Raw genomic sequence first — 18,330 nt, forward strand, 5'->3', positions numbered from 1 at the left:
TAACGGTCTTAAGCCGTTTCCAACCAATCGAAAATCTGCTCTAACTGCTGCAGTGTAACCAATCCGTACTGCCAAAGAACCATCGGCAAGAGATTTAGAGCATCGGGTTGATGGCGTACAGCCAAGTCAATTGAAGTGGATGGAATTGCCAAGTCATCCTGTAAAAAACAAATCAACCGTTGCAATCGTTTTGAATTCATTGCTTAATCCCTGCATAAGTAAATTCTTCTAGCTATAAAGACCAACGTACTGACAATTTGTGAAAATATTGTGATTTATAGTTAACGAATCATTAATAAGACCTTTATCTCAGCCCCGTATATTCACTTGCGAGATTGATTTGTGTTGCTCTTGAGCCGCAAGACTTATCCCTACTTCCAAAAATAGGCGAGTGAATATGTTTCGTGTTCCCAAATCTGTCATGCTAGCAGCGATCGCGTTTATTGTGATTTTGCTGCTTCAGCCCCACCGTGGAGTGACAACGCCGATTATGACTGACCAACCCCCGCTTGTCATTGGACATCGAGGAGCAAGTGGCTACCGTCCAGAACATACGCTTGCTGCCTATGAATTAGCGATTCAGATGGGAGTGGATTACATTGAACCTGATATTGTTTCGACCAAGGATGGGGAGTTGATTGCGCGTCATGAAAATGATATTGCTGAGACAACTGATGTAAGCGAACATCCAGAGTTTAGCGATCGCAAAACCACTAAAATGATTGACGGTAAAGAAGTCACTAGTTGGTTTACCGAAGATTTCACTCTTGCCGAGATTAAGACTCTTCGAGCTAAAGAACGCTTACCATTTCGTAGTAGTGCTTACAATGGTCAATTTGAGATTCCCACTCTGCAAGAAGTCATTGATTTAGCGAAGCAAAAAACGGCTCAAACAGGACGCACAATTGGGATTTATCCGGAAACCAAGCATCCTACTTATTTTGATTCGATTAATCTTTCACTCTCAGAACCATTAGTTGCCATCTTCAAGAAAAATGGCTACACTAGCTCATCCTCCTCTGTCTTTATCCAATCCTTTGAAGTTGAGAATCTCAAACAACTGAACCAGATGATTGATGTTCCGTTGGTGCAGTTGTTGGATGCGGCAGATATGCAGCCTTATGATTTTGTTGTCAAAGGCGACTCTCGCACCTATGCTGATTTAACGACTCCCACCGAATTAGCCAAAATTGCTGAATATGCAGATGGCTTAGGTCCCTACAAGCGGCTGATTGTACCCGTTGGTGAAGACAAACGCCTCAAAGCTCCCACTGCCCTGATTAACGATGCTCATACGGCTGGTTTAAAGGTACATACCTGGACATTTCGCAACGAAAACCAATACCTTGCACCTGACTACAACGGCAGTTCTCAAGCTGAATACGAGCAGTTTTTTAAGTTAGGCATTGATGGTGTATTTAGTGATTTCCCCGATACTGCTGTTAATGCTCGTAATCAAATATTCTCAAGTTCCACTTAATTAAATCTAAGAAAAAATAAACCATTAACAATCAAAAACTAACAACAAACGGCAAGACTTCACTATCTTTTCATCGATTCTTCATTGCTGCTTAGCCTGATTCCTAGTAGCATTAGCTGTAATAGGGTGTCAGAGTTATTGTCACCCTATCTTCATGAACAAATCAGCGCAAACGCTCTGCATCGGGTTATTCGTTTTTGGAACATTAACCGCTCCTGGAGTTGCTCAAACAACAGATACCAACCCCGATGCTTCACTCTCTTCATCCACTAGTGCTGCTGACTTAAAAATTACTCCCCGCTTTGGAGTAGGCTACAGCACTTCTGGCGCTGGTTATGATGCTTTTACTAATATTGAAGGCTTTGTCCCGTTATTACAAAGTCCTGGCAGTACTCTCACCTTCCTCGAAGGCAGACTCCTCATCGACAATGAGGCAGACTTTGGTGGCAATCTGTTGTTAGGACACCGGGTTTATAATCCAAAGAGCGATCGCATTCTTGGTGGCTACATCTCCTATGATCATCGGGATACAGGGAGTAGTAGCTTCAACCAACTCGGTGCTGGCTTTGAAAGCTTAGGAGAAATTTGGGACTTTCGTAGCAATTTCTATCTACCAATTGGGGATACTCGTCAACTTGCCGAAGAAAGTAGTGTTCAAAATTTCAGCGCGTTGACAGAACCTTTTTTCCAAGACAACTTTTTGGTTGCAACAGGTACACAACAACGTTTTGAGAGTCGGCGCTTTGAAGCGGCAATGGGGGGATTAGATGTTGAAGCGGGTGTCAGAATTGCTCGCTTGGGGGCAACGGGTGACCTTCGAGGGTATGCTGGATTGTACTATTACGATGCACCTGAAAGTGACGATACGTTAGGCTGGCGTGCCCGTTTGGAAGCCCACCCCAACGATAATTTGCGCCTCGGTTTATCGGTTCAAGATGATGCAACTTTTGGCACGAATGTTGTGTTCAGCATCGGGGCAAATTTTCCAGGCACTCGTCCTAGGGGGGCGAAGGAACGTGGTACATCACAACAGGTTGCTGCACGTTTAGGGGAATCAGTTTCTCGTCAAGTGAATATTGTTGTTGATGAGCAATTTGAATCTGAGTCATTCACTGAGCAAGTTACCCTCAAAGCGACTAACCCAAACACCAATGAACCCTATGTTTTTCAACACGTCAACCTGGGTTTAATGGATGGAAATGGCACATTTGAGAATCCTTTTGGCACAGTACAAAATGCCTTGACTGTCGCGCAAGCTGACAACATTGTCTATGTGCAGTCTGGAACCAATCCTGGAATTCCTGCCTTTACGATTCCTGATAGCGTGGCTGTACTCTCCACTGCCCTACCGCACATTATCGACACAGTAGAATTTGGCACTGTACAACTAGCATTATCGGGTAGTGGGCAGTTTCCTGAAGTTACGGGTACCGTTACCTTGGGGAATGATACAACTCTATCGGGATTTGCGATCGCTAATGTTACTGGGAATGCGATCGAGGCGACGAATCTTCAGAATGTGACAATTCTCGACAACCGCATCACTAATCCAACAGAGCAGGGAATTATCCTGAATAATGTGACAGGAACGAGTGTAATTGCGAGTAACAGCATTACCAACAGTGGACTAGCAGGTATTTTCGTTCGCGGTTCTGGTACGACTCAACAGGAGTTAACCCTCAATAACAACACAATTAGTGGCAGTGGTAGCCAGGGTATTTTCCTCCAAGTCACTGAAGAGGCTCAACAGCAAGCTATTCTCAGCAATAACACTGTGAGTAACAGCATTGGACAGGGAATTTTCATCGAAGCATCTGGGAATACCCAACAGAATTTAGCGATCGACAATAGTACAATTAACAGCACGGTACTCAGCAGCGATGGCACTGGGGGACAAGGTATTTTGGCTCAGGCTTCTGCGGAAGCTCAACAAACATTCAGTATCACTAATAGCCAGATTAACGACAGCGCCAATTCAGGTTTATTTGTTCAGTCTTCTGAAAGTGCTACACAGAACTTCACCCTCAACAGCAGCACCGTTAGCAACAGCACTGGCTCAGGTTTACTAGTGCAGGCATCTGGTACGACTCAGCAAGAATTTACCCTCAACAACAGCACAATTAACAACACAGCTATTGGTAGTGATGGCAGTGGGGGGCAAGGTATTTTGGCTCAGGTTTCTGGGGAAGCTCAACAAACATTCAGTATCACTAATAGCCAGATTAACAACAGCGCTAATTCAGGTTTATTTGTTCAGTCTTCTGAAAGTGCTACACAGAACTTCACCCTCAACAGCAGCACCGTTAGCAACAGCACTGGCTCAGGTTTATTAGTTCAGGCCTCTGGTACGACTCAGCAGGAATTTACCCTCGAAAACAGCACAATTAACAACACAACTGTTGATAGCGATGGCAGTGGTGGTCAAGGTGTTTTTGTTCAGGCAAATGAAGGAGTCCAACAGCAATTTACTGTAACAAACACGACAGTTAATACTAGTGATGGTCAAGGGATTTTTGTTCAAGCAAATGATGCTCAAAACCAGAACTTCATTGTCAGTAATAGTACAGTAAGCGACAACGTAGGACAGGGAATTTCTGTTCAGGCAAATGGTACTACTGAACAGGAATTTACTATTGAAGGCAGCACAATTGAACGCACGCAGGTTAGTAATGATGGTAGTGCTGGTCAAGGGATTTTCATTCAAGGGAATGAGTCAACTCAGAATTTCAGTATTAATGGTAGTACAGTAAGTGATAATTCAGGACAAGGCATTTCTATTCAAGGGAATGATGCAACACAGAACTTTACTCTCAATAGTAGTCAGATTAGTAATAACACAGGCACAGGTGTACTTATCCAAGCTTCTGATACAACTCAACAAGAATTCGCCCTCAACAACAGCACAATTGATGGCACAAAACTAGGTAGTGATGGCGGTGGCGGACAAGGCGTTTTTATTCAAGCAAACGAAGGTGTTCAGCAAGAATTTGCCATCAACAACAACGCAGTTAGCAATAACGCAAGTCAAGGCATTTTCGTTCAAGCAAATGATGTCCAGAAACAGAATTTTAGTGTCACCAATACTGAGGTTAGTAATAGTGCCAGTCAAGGTATTGTTGTCCAAGCTAATGGCACTACTCAACAAGAGTTCAATGTTGAAAACACAACAATTAGCAACAGCAAAGACCAGGGTATTTTAGTTCAGGCGAATGGCACTACTCAACAAAAATTCAGCATTGATGACACAACGATTAATGTCAGTACGGGTCAAGGTGTTTTGATTCAAGCATCTGAAAACTCACAACAAGCATTTCGTCTGAGACGTAACACCATTTCGGGAACTGCATTTGAGGGGATTTTAGCTCAGGGGAATGACACAGCGCGGATTGATGCTCGTGTCCAGTTCAACAGCTTAAATAACAGCAATAATGCTTCTGGTTTCGCTGCAATCATGAACAGTAATCAAAATTTCTGTTTACAACTGGATGGAAACAATACCAACACGAATTTCCAGCTACAGCGAAATGCGGGAACGTTCCAAGTTGTTGATCGGGATAATGTGGAGGTAAATAATACAGGAGTGGTTAATCTTACACCAACGACTGGAGACTTTGAGACAGTGACAGTTTGCCCTGGAGAGTAGGGTTAGCTAACAAGATGGTAGGTTTTAGGTGTTAGGTGGTAGGGTGAAAGGCAAATCTTGAAGTTAGAATTTCCCGGATGTCGTATTCTTTCCAAGTCTTGAGCTAGATTTTCGCCTAAAATCTACCACCTACACGCCTTAACCTTGACCGACTTAGGTTGGCATTGTCCACTGTTTCTGGTTTCACTATGTCTTCTGAGTTAATTTTGCGTCCTGCTGAACCGGGTGATGTACAAACTATCTTTGATTTAGTTGCAGCGCTGGCAGAGTATGAACATCTATCTAGTGCTGTTGTTGGTAGTGTTGATGCTCTTTGTGAACACTTGTTTGGTTCCAAGCCTTATGTTGAGGTGGTTCTGGCAGAGTATGGAGAGAAAGCTGTCGGGTTTGCGCTGTTTCTCCAAAGTTATTCAACGGTTCTAACAAAGCCAGGAATTTACCTAGAAGACTTGTTTGTACTCCCTGAGTTTCGACGCCTTGGTATTGGTAAGGCTATCTTCTCGTATCTCGCCCAGTTAGTAGTGTCTCGTGAGTGTGCGAGTCTGGAGTGGAGTGTGTTGGATTGGAATGAACCTGCGATCGCATTTTATCGTCGGATGGGTGCTTCAATTCAAGAGGATGGACGCATTTGCCGCATCACCGGGGACTCCCTTACCCAACTAGCCACTCAAGACTTATCGTTGAGGGTGCGTTTAGCTGTCCCAGAAGATGTACCGATACTAGTTCGCTTGCTTCAACAGCAAGCTGATGACAAGACATTAGCTGAACGTACTAATGCTTTGCAGGAGCATCTATTTGGTGAACAAACGTATATCGAAGCAGTTCTGGCTGAATCTGAGGGGCAAGTCGTAGGATTTGCCACATTTTTCCATAATTACTCCACATTTCTCACCAAACCAGGGCTTTATCTAGATAAGTTGTTTGTTTTGCCCAACTACCAGCCTCAAGATATTAGTAAAGCCATTCTGATCTATCTTGCACAGTTAGCTGTTTCTCGTAGTTGTGGACGTGTTGAGTGGTTGGTTGAGTGGAATGAACCCACAATTTCTTTTTATCAAAGTTTTGGGGCTTCAATCTTGCCAGATTGGCGCGTTTGCCGGATAACGGGTGATGCTTTGACTCAGCTAGCTATAAAAGCTTCAACAGCAAACATCAGCTAGGGTTACTGATGATGTTGCAGATACTGTAAATTGTCAACAAGTGTATTTTTTCTTACCGTAAGTTGTCTCTACGCTGAGAAAATAAGCATAACTACTCAAGATTTCAAGCAAGACGTTTCAAGTTGAGAGGAAAGGGGTCATGGTTATTTGGGTAAATGAACAGATCGATCCGTCTGGACTTCTCTATTCTTGTATTGCCTGTTGCAATGAAGATCAGGCAAAAGACTGCCACGAGTCTTTCGAGCAAAATTTGACGGAGGAACAAAAATCAGCAGGTTGGGTTGCAAGGATGAGAACAGTTGATTCCTGGGACGACGTGCCAGCCAATGCGTTGAAACTAGACTAAACATACAATAACCCGAAGAGTCGGAGGCTTAAAACGTGAAAAGCTGGTTGCAACCTCCCCGTCTACGCATTGGTGAAGAAAACGAGGCAGAACCCCGTCATGCGACATGGCTAGAACTGTTTTACGATTTGGTGTTTGTGGTAGCCGTTTCTCAACTTGCCCATAATCTGAGTAAAGATGTCTCCATAACAGGATTTTTGGGCTTTGTGATGCTATTCGTACCCGTTTGGTGGGTATGGATTGGCAGCACGTTCTACGCCAACCGTTTTGATAGTGATACCATTGGTCGTCGGCTGCTAATGGGTATACAGATGCTTGCTGTTGCAGCACTAGCAATCAATGTGCATCATGGATTGGATTCTAGTTCTGTAGGCTTCGCCCTTTCCTACGCCGCAGCTAGAGGAGTACTGGTAATAGAGTACTTATGGGCAGGATGGTACATCCCCACAGCGCGTAAGCTAACAAATTATTATGCAGGGGGGTTTGCGATCGCAGCAACTCTCTGGCTCATCTCAGCCTTTGTCCCAATTCCATTCCGATTCATCCTTTGGGGAATTGGGCTAGCCGTAGACTTTGCCACACCACTGACAGCACAACGGTTTCAACTCCAGCTACCCCTTCACTTGGAACACCTACCAGAGCGTTTTGGGCTGTTTACGATCATTGTCCTGGGTGAGGCGATAATCGCTGTTGTCAATGGTGTTGCTGAAGTCGAATGGGATGGAATAAGTGAACTTGCCGCTATTTTCGGCTTCGCTACTGCCTTTAGCTTGTGGTGGGTGTACTTCGAGAATGTTAGCGGTTCAGCATTGCGGACAGCGGGTGCATTGAGGAAATTCCAGATTTATCAAGTTTGGCTTTACGGGCATTTACCGCTAGTAATTGGACTGGCGGCGGCAGGAGTGGGTGTAGAACATGCGATCGCAACTGAATCAAATCTGGCGTTATCCAATCCTGATCGCTGGTTGCTTTGTGGTTCTGTCGCCCTGTGTTATCTTGCTTTAGCAATTTTGCACCGCACAGGAGTGATATTTCATTGCAAAGCGAGAACTAGGCACCGATTAGGCGCAATGGCAGCGCTATTGGTAGTGGCAATCGCTGGTACTAATTTATTGCCTATTACTGTAACTGCGATCGTTGCGATCATTTGTGCTGCCCAAGTTGGACTTGACTTATATCAAGGTCGTCCTGCAACGGCTTAAGTCATGGAGGGGAAAAGTCCCTGATAGGATTAGGCTGTTGTTGAAGTGTATCAATTAACATACTGATCGCCACACAGTTTCTTGAGAGAGCGTTAGCCTGAAAATAGGGAGTAGCGAGTGCAACAGAGGTAAGGGCACAATGCTCTAATCTAGAGATATAGGGCGGTTTTCCCCACTTAAAAAGCCAGGGGATAATGTCGCTATACTTCCAATTGATACCTTTATTATTGTTTTAGTTTCATAGGGTCAGATATATGACATCGTATGCAACCGCTTCTGCCAGAGCTGAAATGAGTGAACTCCGGCGTTTAAAAACCTTATTACCGCCAGAATTGCAAAGCTGGGTCATGGTAGAAGGAACCACTGAAGTCAATCCCCCCTTGCTTCGCTCTGAAGAAATTGGTAGAGATGAGGTAGAGATTCAGATTGATCTGGTGAAATGGGAGCAACTTGCCCTTGATCAGCGTAACTTGCTGTTTTGGCACGAAGTCGCCCGGATTCAGAATGACACCATCCCGAAAGAGGGCTGGGAAATGGCAGCCTTAGCAATTGGTTTGGGGGGTGCTGTTGGCGAACTGTGGGTTCAAGATGGCTTGCTGCTGCTGCTAGCGTTGGGACTGTGTGGTGTCTCAGGTTGGCGGATGTATCAAAAGAACAATGGAGAGAAAACCTTTAAGGAAGCCACGGAAGCTGACGAAAAAGCGATCGCTCTTGCTACACGCTTTGGTTATAGCCTACCCAACGCCTACAAGAGTCTTGGTAGTGCCTTAAAAACTATGATTGAATTAACCCCCAGCCGTCGTCAACGCCGCAAATACGAAGCACGACTCACCGCGCTGAAAAAGAGTGCATCTCAAGCGAAAGCACGAGTTAAATCTAAACGAGAGGAACTAGCTTAGTCGTCAACCTCAAGCAATTTTGATAAGTGCAAAATTTCCGAGTTGCTCATCAAGCAAGAATTTCAAAAACATCGCACTTCCCAATTCCCGAATATACGTTTGTAGGGGCGCACACCTGTCATTAGTGTCAACTTAAGACGAGAGCGATTGGAAATCGCGTCTATAAAAACAAAGTCCGCCTACCCTTCGGGAACGCTAACGCGAATGCGGACTAACGGAAAATTAAGATTCTTATAACCCGCGCAGGCGGATCCGTGTCTGTGTAGCTGCGGTTTCAACCGCCAAGCTGACGTTAAGTTGACACCAATGACGGCTGTGCGCCCTTGCTATTTAAACCAGCAGATCAGTACAGTATTAAACACCATAAATACTCCTCAAAACCACAGCTCTATAAGTTCTCAATCTTCAGAATAAAGAGAGTTGCACGAATGATTGACTCACTTGAACAGCTTGAGCATTTAAGTGTTCAAAACTCTTGTTACGGTCTGCAATATACTGAGCAAGACACCGAGCAACGTATTCAGTTAACTTAACAGGTACAGCATTCCCAATCATTTGTTCAATATCAGTTTTAGAACCTGAAAAAATAAAGTTTTTTGGGAAAGTCTGTAAATAACTTCTCTCAAGAGTTGTTAAAGGACGTATAGCTGATGATATTGGGGCTGAATCACCAGGGTGAGGTTTATATGTTTTAGGGATAGGTCGATTAACGCCTCTAATTGTTGGGCTAGGTTCATCAATGCTAAATACTCCACGTCTCTTATAGCTTCTTGGATGTCTATAATAATGCTCAATATCTAAATATACGCCTATCTCTCTAAAATATTGTCGAATAGTCATCGATTGGGTAGATAAATCAGCGTCTAAATAAGCATCTAGTTTGTTATCTTCACCATTGAGTTCTCCCACCCAGAAGAACCTTTTTCTGCTTTGTGGAACACCGCAAAAGCTAGCATTAAGGATTTTCTCACTAAGACCATAATTTGCCTCTTTGAAAATTGCCTTAGCTTGCTGATACTTTGGGCTTTTCACAAATCTATCAACATTTTCCATGATGAAGAACTGAGGTTTAATAGCCGTTACAATCTCAGCAAAAGAGATTGTTAAATCTCCCCTACCCAAACTTTCATCTCTTTTTCCAGCACTAGAGAAATCTTGGCAAGGCGGCCCCCCGGCTATAATGTCTGGCTTAAATTCCTTAAAAAGCTCAAAATTCTCCTTAAGACTACTAAGGTCAACAACAAAAGCTTGATGAGCAAAATTACGTCGATAAACATCAATAGCCAATTCCCAGTTATCAAAACCAGCAATTACCTCAAAGCCAACATTTTGCAGTCCTAGCGATAATCCACCACATCCTGAGAAAAGATCTACTACTCTAAATTGGCTTGGCTTTGTTTTCATACTTATTCTCTAGAGGAACACCTGTATCCCTACTCTTAGATAGACCGAGAGGGTGGGTTTAAGCTCACCCGATTGGTTCAGTCACTCAGGCGAGGGCACATAGAAGTCATAAACCGTACATTAGGAAGTGTCGAACACGATTCATGAGGCAATGACAATGCAAGCTTCCGAGACTCAACCTACTGCTAACGAACAACTCAACCCAACTGCTGATATTCAAGCTCCTGCCAACGGTCAACTTAACCCAGCCGCCACAGCTCAACTCAACAAGCCTGTACTACAGCTAGGTTCCAAAGGACAGGAAGTCAATGAACTACAAAGACTCTTAACCACCTGGGCGAATTACACAGATTATTCAGGTGTAATTGATGGCATATTCGACGCAGATGTGAGAACTGCTGTCATTGCCTATCAGCATCAAATGTTTTTAGTAGAAGATGGCATTGTTGGAAATCTGACTTGGCAAGCACTGTATAAAGGTGCGCCCGTGAACATGCCAACCCTCAAGCAAGGTAGCAAGGGCAGTGCCGTAGTTACCCTTCAGAATGTCCTAAAGCTTACTGGCGACTACGGCAGTACAGTTGATGGTGACTTCGGTTCACGCACCAAAGCGGCTGTACAAGCGTTCCAAAAGCGTGTCGGTCTTGTTTTTGATGGGATTGTTAGCGATCGCACTTGGCACGCTCTGAGCAAAGTCCCTCACTAAACGGAAGTTGTCGCTAAAGCTCTTTTGCGAGTTGAGCTTTAGCTTGCTGCCAAAATTGGTCTAATTCTTCAATACTATACTCTGACAGGGGGCGAGATGCGATCGCCTCCATTTTCGCTAAACGTTGAATAAAGCGGCGATTCGTTCCCTGTAATGCCTCTGTTGGGTCAAGCTCATACCAACGCGCTAAGTTAATCAGAGTAAACAGTAAATCTCCCAGTTCTGCCTGCTGATGTGCTTTGTCTTCCTGCTCAAGTGCTTGTTGGAATTCAGCCAATTCTTCGTGAAACTTCGCCCAAACGCCCTCAATATTCTCCCACTCAAAGCCAGCCGCTGCCGCTTTTTGAGAAATCTTCATCCCGGCGGTTAAAGGTGGCAATGTCTGGGCATAGCGGTCAAGTTTACGACTCAGTAGCTGTTTCTGTGCAGCTGTTTCTCCTTTTTCCGCTGCTTTGATTTGCTCCCAATTTTGACGAACATCCTCAACACCATCGACTTCTACATCTCCAAACACATGAGGATGACGCCGAATCAGCTTTTGGGTAATTCCTTGAGCGACTTCTTTTAGAGTAAAATCCCCGGCTTCCGTCGCAATCTGAGCTTGGAGTACCACCTGCAAGAGTAAATCTCCCAGTTCTTCTGCGATCGCATCTTTATCACCACTCTGAATCGCATCCACAACTTCATACGCTTCTTCAATCACATAAGGAATCAGCGTCTGAGGGGTTTGCGCTAAATCCCAAGGACAGCCACCATTAGGCGATCGCAACTGGGCAACCACATCAATCAACTGTTGCAGTGCTTCTAAGATAGAAGATTCCAGCCTCAGCGGCGTTTGCTCCTGGGAAGTAGACATAAAGGAAAACTCAAAAACCACTTAACTATCCTTAATTTAAATCCCTTTAAAGGATTTAACCGTGCCTCGATGCTACATCGGTTCAACAATATTGTTTACTTGTTGCGTTTGGAAGCAGGGGGTTTACGACGGCTGAACTTAGGCTTTGGCTTCTTCTTGGAGCGTTTGTAGGTAGAACCCACCCAATCACTGACAACATGACTCATCGCCCCTAGTTCTAAGCCAACTAATAAAGCAATCGACTCGGCTCGATAATCAATAAGCGATCGCCCAATCGATTTAGCCAACTCCTGCCAACGACTCGGCTCATCCCGGAAAAACTGGATAACGGCTAAGCTGAGTACCCCAAGCACAACTATCCAACTGACGAGGTACAGCACCCGCAGAGTTGTCCCAATCACCAACCCATGAGAGAAAACAGAGCGATGACGCAACATCTTTTGGTAAGGAATCCAAATCCATCGCAGCCAGCCCCAGCGCTTAAACGGTCGCGACTTTAAATCTAGGTCAGGACTCAACATCAGCCCACTAAAGAGAAACCCCCCAGAAATCATTAATGTCAGGTTGCTACTCCGTGTCAGCGCAACAGCCAAACCCGTAACTATTGGCAAACTCCACAGGGTTATGCGATCATGTGTTTGACCAGAGGGCATTTCTTTGTCTTCTCGTGCTAATCTAAATATGATACCGGGCGATTAGCTCAACGGTAGAGCGCCTGCCTTACAAGCAGGATGTTACTGGTTCGAATCCAGTATTGCCCATTTGTACTGTACAGTGACTAATTATTTTGTACGTTCGCAGATTAATGTCGTCCAGTTGATGCTACTGCTGGCTGTGTTTTGAAGAAGTTAAAACTGACAATCTTTGCTGGAAGATGCTATCAAGGCGGGAAAACGCTTCTTCTGTATATCGCTGGGCTTCCTGAATAATCCTTTCCCAAAGGGCATTAAGAGCTTGCAGATTTGGGCAGAAGCGTATCAAGGTACTACAAGCAGCAATCCACTGTTCGAGTTTACGGTAACTGATGAAGTAACCACCGAGTCCCTGAATATGCACCCAGAGGACGTTATGCCATTTTTCCCAGTTCAAGATATGCTCTTGCTTGATTTTCAGGTGTTTGGCGATTTGCCTGAGAGTGATCACGAAAGTTTTGGGGTTAATGCGATGACGTAGCGGTTGCATGAGTTTTAGGAAAGGAAACCCCCTCCTCAGCCTTTGTGAGCAACACCAGAGGGAGTAGGATATTTTTCTGCCCCTGGTGTTGGGGGACTATGTAGAGTTTTTCCTGTAGCTAACTGAGCTAATTTGCCAGAATTAAATCAGCGCTTGGGTTTGGTTCTCCTCTTGTTTCTCATTGGGAAGGTCAAAGATAATCTCAAACTCAGCGTTTGGGATGAACCGATGCAAAAGTCGTTTGTGGTCGTCGGCGTCTTGGCGGTTACGGAAACGGGCAACGATGATGGTTTGCGCGTTTGGCAATAGACGAATTATTGCCCAAGGGCGATTTTCTTGAGGATAGCCTCGCTTAATGCTGGGATTACTGAGTAGTTGTTTTACCATTGATAGAGTCTCCTTGTATTAGGGAGCCAGAAGCCAGTGGGAAGCGTGGTAACTTGGTCGCTGGCTTCTAACTTGAAAGTTGTGAATTAATCAAGTTGTCTGTGTTGGAGAGGGTTGAGCTGTGATAGCCACCCTAAACTTGTGATGAAATATAGCGTACCATAATTACATGAATTCATGAAATCCTGAATTCATGAAATAAAGCAGTAATGATTACATATGCGACAATAGGCTCGAAGATGACAAAAGTATCAGTGGTAACTAAGCGCGACGACCCGAATTACTCTCAAGTAAGTGGCTATGTGCCGAAGGACTTGGCGCGTCGTTTCAGGATTGCCTGTAGTTCTGAGGAAATCAGTCAAAGTGAAGCTTTGGAGAAAGCGTTAGAGCAATGGCTGGAAAAGGACAACCTCTCACCTACAAAGAAGGGCAAGGGGGATGAATGAGGCGATCGCTCATTATAATTCTGGATTTTCCCAGATATAAAAAATTACATATTTCTGAAAGTTTTATTCATAAAATGTAATTGCTTATATTTTTTCCTAATAATAAAATCTCCTGGCTTTAACTTTTTAGCTGTTGTTATTTTTCCATCTCTAAAAACTTCTAATTCTTGTTCGTCAACTTGCTCATTTATACATTGAATGTAATGGTCTAATGTAGCCGGATTTTTTTGCATAGTTGAAGTATGAATTTCATCTAGAGATATGCCATCTGGATGATTATAAATAATAGGCATTAAATCATCATTCAAGTTATTTATGCATTTAGCTTCATTCTCTTTTGTAATATTGATTACGCTCGGATTTTGCTCATAATAATCAGGAGTTCTGAAGCCTAGTCCGTAAATACCATACTCAAACTGATACACTAAATCTATAGTGTTGTGTTCCCAAAGAGCATATTTTATCTCCCTTTGAGCTGGTGGATTACTTGCTAAATGAATTAGATAATATTTAGGTTGAGTTTTGTTTGCAAAGAGTGCGAAACTATATACAAATGGAGCTTTGCCTCTTTCTCTAAACAGTCTAAGAGTTTCATCTTTAATATATCTGTGTTTAGCCGGACTTCCTGATAAATAGAAATTTAATAGAGCATAATATCCCTCTACTTCAAGAACATTTTTGTATGCTTTAACCTCATCTTTTTTATTCAAAAATCTTATAACTTTTTCAACCATATAGGTGTAAACTATTTCGGATTTTTGAAGGGATATTATTCTTCTTATGGAATCCATCGAGACATCTGACCATCCCTTCGGATCTAAGAAGAAGAATGAAGACCCTTTGCGCTGCCTTACTTCATTAATACACTCGTCAACATAATCTTCAAATTCACCAAATATGATTTTACATTTTTCTGAATCTTTTAAATAATGTCCTAACCCAGATTGCTCTAGCTGACTTTTTAGACAATTGATATGTCTTTTATTGTTATCAATAAAAATAAATTTTGTATCGAGCTGATAATCTGGTTTTGCTTTCTCACGCCTCACAATATCTAATGCTTTATCAACTGTTTTGATGATTCTGATAGGCGATCCAGCCCATAAAGCATTATTGTCATCTGGATCGAGGTACATCCCGCCACCACAAAAGCCATCGATGATAGTTATAGTTTTTCTTTTCCCCCTATTATTTCCGCAAAGCGTAACAAGATATCTTTCAAGATACTCTTCCAAGATTCTGTGCTTTGCTTTAGTGTGAGGTTCAATTTCTGGTAACTCACTTCCGTCAGGACTCCAGGAAAATTTTTTATTATCCATAAGGTTGATATTTCACAGGTTGATTGTACCTAAAACAATTAGAATTTTTCTCTAATGATTAATGTTAATTCTTAAATTAAATTACTATTTTTATATCCATTATGATTTATACTATAAGCTTGAAAAACTATAGCTATCTATTAACCTTCTAATTATTGTTTCTTTCAATGTTTTATAAGTATTTTGCTATACATACTACATATCATTTGACTAAACGGCAGGTGTGATATGACTATTACTAAAGGAACTGAGCAGATTGTTAATCCCCTCCAAGAAAGCGCACTGAATAAAAAGGGACTCTGTGATTATGTGATTAACGTAGCATCAGGTTGTTTACATGGATGTACTTTTTGCTATGTACCCTCCACGCCAGCAATCAGAACCCGACAAGCACACCTACAAGACCAAGGGGTAAGCAATCCCCAAATGGATTGGGGAAAGTATTTATTCGTTCGGGAGGGGATTCCTGAAAAACTCGATCAAATACTAAGCCGTAAAAGGACTTGGCATGAGACACCAGCAGGTAAAGGTGTTGTTCTTCTATGTTCTGGAACTGATCCTTACCAGAACAAGGAAACTGCGGCATTGACTCGTAGAACTGTTCAAGTTCTATTGAAACACAAAAAACGGGTTAGAATCTTGACTCGCGGCTTACTATGGGTAAATGATCTTGATGTCCTACGGCACCCGAATGTAACAGTAGGCATGAGCCTACCATTCCTGGATGATGATCTTAGCCGTAAAATTGAACCTCAAGCACCTCCCCCTTCTGAACGCTATAAAGCTCTCTTAAAAGGATATAAGACAGAGTGTCGATTATACGTTGCAGCAGCTCCTACTCCTCCTAGCATGAAACTTGATGACTTTAAAAGGCATCTAGAGCAGTTAATGATGATTAAGCCAGAGGTCATCTTTTGGGAACCAATCAATGCTCGTGGCACTAATGGGAAAAGGATGCTAGCAGCAGGATTGGAGTTTGCTCACTCAATTATGAGTAAAAGCTCATGGGGAGAATGCTTTAAGAGACAGTGGGACGAAATTGAATTAGCTGCCGCAGAGATAGGATGTATTGATCGGCTTCACATTTGGCCCGATCCTGAACTCCGAGAATATGTCGATGAAGCTAAGCTGAAGCAGTGGTTATACAAACCAACTGTGGAAAACTGGGAGAGTTTGAGCCACGAAAAGACAAGAACAAACTCTCCTCAGGCTACTCCTAAAAACATCAAGACAAATATAGTACCTATTTCCTGATGATGAACTTATCGTTGAGTGTGAAAACGCGATCGCAGGTGGCGAATTAGCTAAATTAGCGTCAAGAAAACCTGGATAGCAATTGAGTATCATCACAGTATCAGAGATTAAACAGCACGAACCCCAAAAAGAACTCGCGTGAGCATTCCAGAATCAGTAACATTTGAAGAAGCGATCGCCTTTACCCAATCCTTGCTGAACCAAACAGCAACCGATAAATCCCAGCAAGCAATCGCTGAAACAATCACCCAACTTGTAAAAACCGAAAAAGGGGCAAGAGGCTTCTTTGTCACCTACCTAACGTCAGACAACACCTTAGCCGACAACCCATCACCCGAAGTTGTCCAAGCCCTCCAGTCCTCCCCCACTATCGTTGCCGAACTGTTAGTAAAAAACCTAGCCATGTCAGCCGCGATGGCAATTAGTCATCGTCGTAAGGGTAACGAAGAAATGGCACAAGGGTCAGACCGAGTGCGATCGCGTACCACTCATCTCATCCAACAACTCAAACTACCCCAAGTCCGTGAACTAGCACAAGCCTTACGGGAAAGTGCCATCACCGGAGAAGGCAGCTACAAAACATTTCTCCAACGCTGGAACTACGATACCGAGCAACGACAGGTTATCTCTCAGGTGATCGCTCAAGTGATTCCTGAAGCAACATCCCCTTCACCAATGACTACGCCACATGATTAAAATTCTTCACCTGTCGGATATCCATATGGGAAGTGGCTTTTCCCACGGACGGATTAACCCAGTCACAGGTTTAAATACACGATTAGAAGATTTTGTCAATACCTTATCAATATGCATTGATAAAGCAATTTCAGAACCTGTCGATCTCGTCTTATTTGGGGGTGATGCCTTTCCCGATGCCACACCACCACCCTACGTTCAAGAAGCCTTTGCTGGGCAGTTTCGTCGCCTAGTTGATGCTGAAATCCCCACTGTCTTACTTGTAGGAAACCACGACCAACACTCACAAGGACAGGGAGGGGCAAGCCTATGCATTTACCGTACCTTGGGAGTACCTGGTTTTATCGTCGGCGACTCGATCAACACTCACCGCATCGAAACTCGCAACGGTGCCGTGCAGGTGATTACCCTTCCTTGGCTGACTCGCTCAACCCTGCTGACTCGCCCAGAAACAGAAGGTCTTGCGCTTGCTGAAGTTAATGAATTACTCACCTCAAGACTTGACCCAGTATTAGAAGCAGAAATCCGCCGTCTTGACCCAGAGGTTCCTACAGTCCTCTTAGCACACTTGATGGCAGATCACGCTAACTTAGGAGCCGAACGCTTCTTGGCTGTGGGTAAGGGATTCACAATTCCTCTGTCAATGCTGACACGCTCCTGCTTTGATTATGTGGCGCTGGGTCATGTTCACCGACATCAGAATCTCAACAAGTCGAATAACCCACCCGTGATCTACCCTGGCAGCATTGAGCGAGTAGATTTCAGTGAGGAAAAAGAAGACAAAGGCTATGTTCTCCTTGAACTAGAATGCGATCGCGCTCAGTGGGAATTTTGCCCCTTACCTGTCCGAGTCTTCCGCACAATAGAAGTGGATATCTCTAATGCCGCTGAACCACAAGAGGCTCTACTCAAAGCGATTGGGAAAAAAGAGATTAAGGATGCTGTAGTGCGGCTAATTTACAAGCTGCGTTCTGAGCAACTCGATTTAATCGACAACGGCGCTGTCCATCAAGCATTAAATGATGCCCACAGCTATACCATTCGCCCTGAATTAGTCAGTCAGTTAGCTCGTCCTCGCTTACCAGAACTCGGTGTTGGTAGCAGTATCGAGCCAATGGAGGCACTAAAAACCTACCTGGACAATCGGGAAGACCTCAAAGACATCACCGCAGAGATGATGGAAGCCGCACAGCGTCTCCTTGCAAGAGAGAGCGATCGCCACTTAGACGTAGCGGATACCCAAGAGGCTGTCCAGGTAGGTGCGACTCAAGCTAGCCAGCAGCTAGAGAATAATACACAAGCACAAGCCCAGCTGCGGCTACTTTAGTTTTTTTGGCAAAGGGTCTCTACGAAAGCAAG

18 protein-coding genes and 1 tRNA gene are annotated in these 18,330 nt (G+C 43.8%); 12 read left to right on the forward strand and 7 right to left on the reverse strand.

Annotated features, from left to right (window positions below; all coding sequences use genetic code 11):
* Positions 1–8 precede the first annotated feature (8 nt).
* On the reverse strand, positions 9–200 hold the full coding sequence (locus AC5JL3_RS33605; RefSeq protein WP_496078592.1) for a DUF2949 domain-containing protein: 192 nt from the start codon (positions 198–200) through the stop codon (positions 9–11).
* A 197-nt stretch (positions 201–397) separates the two neighbouring features.
* Between AC5JL3_RS33605 and AC5JL3_RS33610 the strand changes: the two genes are divergently transcribed.
* The 6 genes from AC5JL3_RS33610 (at position 398) to AC5JL3_RS33635 (ending at position 8,730) form a co-directional block, all read left to right on the forward strand.
* On the forward strand, positions 398–1,480 hold the full coding sequence (locus AC5JL3_RS33610) for a glycerophosphodiester phosphodiesterase (protein ID WP_496078593.1): 1,083 nt from the start codon (positions 398–400) through the stop codon (positions 1,478–1,480).
* 154 nt (positions 1,481–1,634) lie between these two features.
* On the forward strand, positions 1,635–5,123 hold the full coding sequence (locus AC5JL3_RS33615) for a beta strand repeat-containing protein (protein ID WP_496078594.1): 3,489 nt from the start codon (positions 1,635–1,637) through the stop codon (positions 5,121–5,123).
* Between the two features lie 188 nt (positions 5,124–5,311).
* The gene (locus AC5JL3_RS33620) at positions 5,312–6,283 is read left to right on the forward strand and encodes a GNAT family N-acetyltransferase (protein WP_496078595.1); all 972 of its coding nucleotides are present in this window, start codon (positions 5,312–5,314) and stop codon (positions 6,281–6,283) included.
* 139 nt (positions 6,284–6,422) lie between these two features.
* Positions 6,423–6,629 (forward strand): glycogen debranching protein, encoded by a 207-nt coding sequence (locus AC5JL3_RS33625; protein ID WP_192216934.1) that lies wholly within the window; start codon positions 6,423–6,425, stop codon positions 6,627–6,629.
* A gap of 35 nt (positions 6,630–6,664) precedes the next feature.
* Positions 6,665–7,831: a low temperature requirement protein A gene (locus AC5JL3_RS33630; protein ID WP_496078596.1), complete on the forward strand. Its 1,167-nt coding sequence runs from the start codon at positions 6,665–6,667 to the stop codon at positions 7,829–7,831.
* A 254-nt stretch (positions 7,832–8,085) separates the two neighbouring features.
* Positions 8,086–8,730, forward strand: coding sequence for a DUF3318 domain-containing protein (locus AC5JL3_RS33635; protein ID WP_192216936.1), 645 nt, complete (start codon positions 8,086–8,088; stop codon positions 8,728–8,730).
* Between the two features lie 405 nt (positions 8,731–9,135).
* Here the strand turns inward: AC5JL3_RS33635 and AC5JL3_RS33640 are convergent, their stop codons facing one another.
* A complete protein-coding gene (locus AC5JL3_RS33640) occupies positions 9,136–10,134 on the reverse strand; it encodes a DNA cytosine methyltransferase (protein WP_496078597.1) in 999 nt (332 codons plus the stop codon).
* A gap of 127 nt (positions 10,135–10,261) precedes the next feature.
* Here AC5JL3_RS33640 and AC5JL3_RS33645 point away from each other — a divergent pair, with 127 nt between their 5' ends.
* Entirely contained in the window at positions 10,262–10,840 is a 579-nt protein-coding gene (locus AC5JL3_RS33645; RefSeq protein ID WP_496078598.1) for a peptidoglycan-binding domain-containing protein, read from the forward strand.
* 13 nt (positions 10,841–10,853) lie between these two features.
* Here AC5JL3_RS33645 and mazG read toward each other — a convergent pair whose 3' ends face one another.
* Together mazG and AC5JL3_RS33655 are read right to left on the reverse strand one after the other, a co-directional pair.
* On the reverse strand, positions 10,854–11,696 hold the full coding sequence (gene mazG / locus AC5JL3_RS33650) for a nucleoside triphosphate pyrophosphohydrolase (RefSeq protein WP_496078599.1): 843 nt from the start codon (positions 11,694–11,696) through the stop codon (positions 10,854–10,856).
* Between the two features lie 95 nt (positions 11,697–11,791).
* The gene (locus tag AC5JL3_RS33655) at positions 11,792–12,349 is read right to left on the reverse strand and encodes a metal-binding protein (RefSeq protein ID WP_496078600.1); all 558 of its coding nucleotides are present in this window, start codon (positions 12,347–12,349) and stop codon (positions 11,792–11,794) included.
* Between the two features lie 36 nt (positions 12,350–12,385).
* Between AC5JL3_RS33655 and AC5JL3_RS33660 the strand changes: the two genes are divergently transcribed.
* Positions 12,386–12,457: transfer RNA gene (locus tag AC5JL3_RS33660), tRNA-Val, on the forward strand.
* Between the two features lie 61 nt (positions 12,458–12,518).
* Here the strand turns inward: AC5JL3_RS33660 and AC5JL3_RS33665 are convergent.
* Together AC5JL3_RS33665 and AC5JL3_RS33670 are read right to left on the reverse strand one after the other, a co-directional pair.
* Positions 12,519–12,878 (reverse strand): hypothetical protein, encoded by a 360-nt coding sequence (locus tag AC5JL3_RS33665; RefSeq protein ID WP_496078601.1) that lies wholly within the window; start codon positions 12,876–12,878, stop codon positions 12,519–12,521.
* A 132-nt stretch (positions 12,879–13,010) separates the two neighbouring features.
* Positions 13,011–13,256, reverse strand: coding sequence for a hypothetical protein (locus AC5JL3_RS33670; protein WP_496078602.1), 246 nt, complete (start codon positions 13,254–13,256; stop codon positions 13,011–13,013).
* Between the two features lie 239 nt (positions 13,257–13,495).
* Between AC5JL3_RS33670 and AC5JL3_RS33675 the strand changes: the two genes are divergently transcribed.
* Positions 13,496–13,702, forward strand: a complete 207-nt coding sequence (locus AC5JL3_RS33675; RefSeq protein WP_496078603.1) for a hypothetical protein — start codon at positions 13,496–13,498, stop codon at positions 13,700–13,702.
* A 44-nt stretch (positions 13,703–13,746) separates the two neighbouring features.
* Here the strand turns inward: AC5JL3_RS33675 and tcmP are convergent, their stop codons facing one another.
* A complete protein-coding gene (gene tcmP / locus AC5JL3_RS33680; protein WP_496078604.1) occupies positions 13,747–15,021 on the reverse strand; it encodes a three-Cys-motif partner protein TcmP in 1,275 nt (424 codons plus the stop codon).
* Between the two features lie 228 nt (positions 15,022–15,249).
* On the opposite strand from tcmP, the gene AC5JL3_RS33685 reads away from it, so the two are divergent.
* The 3 genes from AC5JL3_RS33685 (at position 15,250) to sbcD (ending at position 18,298) form a co-directional block, all read left to right on the forward strand.
* Positions 15,250–16,275, forward strand: coding sequence for an SPL family radical SAM protein (locus tag AC5JL3_RS33685; protein WP_496078605.1), 1,026 nt, complete (start codon positions 15,250–15,252; stop codon positions 16,273–16,275).
* 138 nt (positions 16,276–16,413) lie between these two features.
* Positions 16,414–16,971 carry a sll1618 family protein gene (locus AC5JL3_RS33690; protein WP_496078606.1) on the forward strand — a complete coding sequence of 186 codons (558 nt, stop codon included), beginning with the start codon at positions 16,414–16,416 and terminating at the stop codon, positions 16,969–16,971.
* The gene (gene sbcD / locus AC5JL3_RS33695) at positions 16,964–18,298 is read left to right on the forward strand and encodes an exonuclease subunit SbcD (RefSeq protein ID WP_496078607.1); all 1,335 of its coding nucleotides are present in this window, start codon (positions 16,964–16,966) and stop codon (positions 18,296–18,298) included. The genes AC5JL3_RS33690 and sbcD overlap by 8 nt, the downstream gene beginning before the upstream one ends.
* The last annotated feature ends 32 nt before the right edge of the window (positions 18,299–18,330 follow it).

The organism is Symplocastrum torsivum (genome assembly GCF_059505465.1).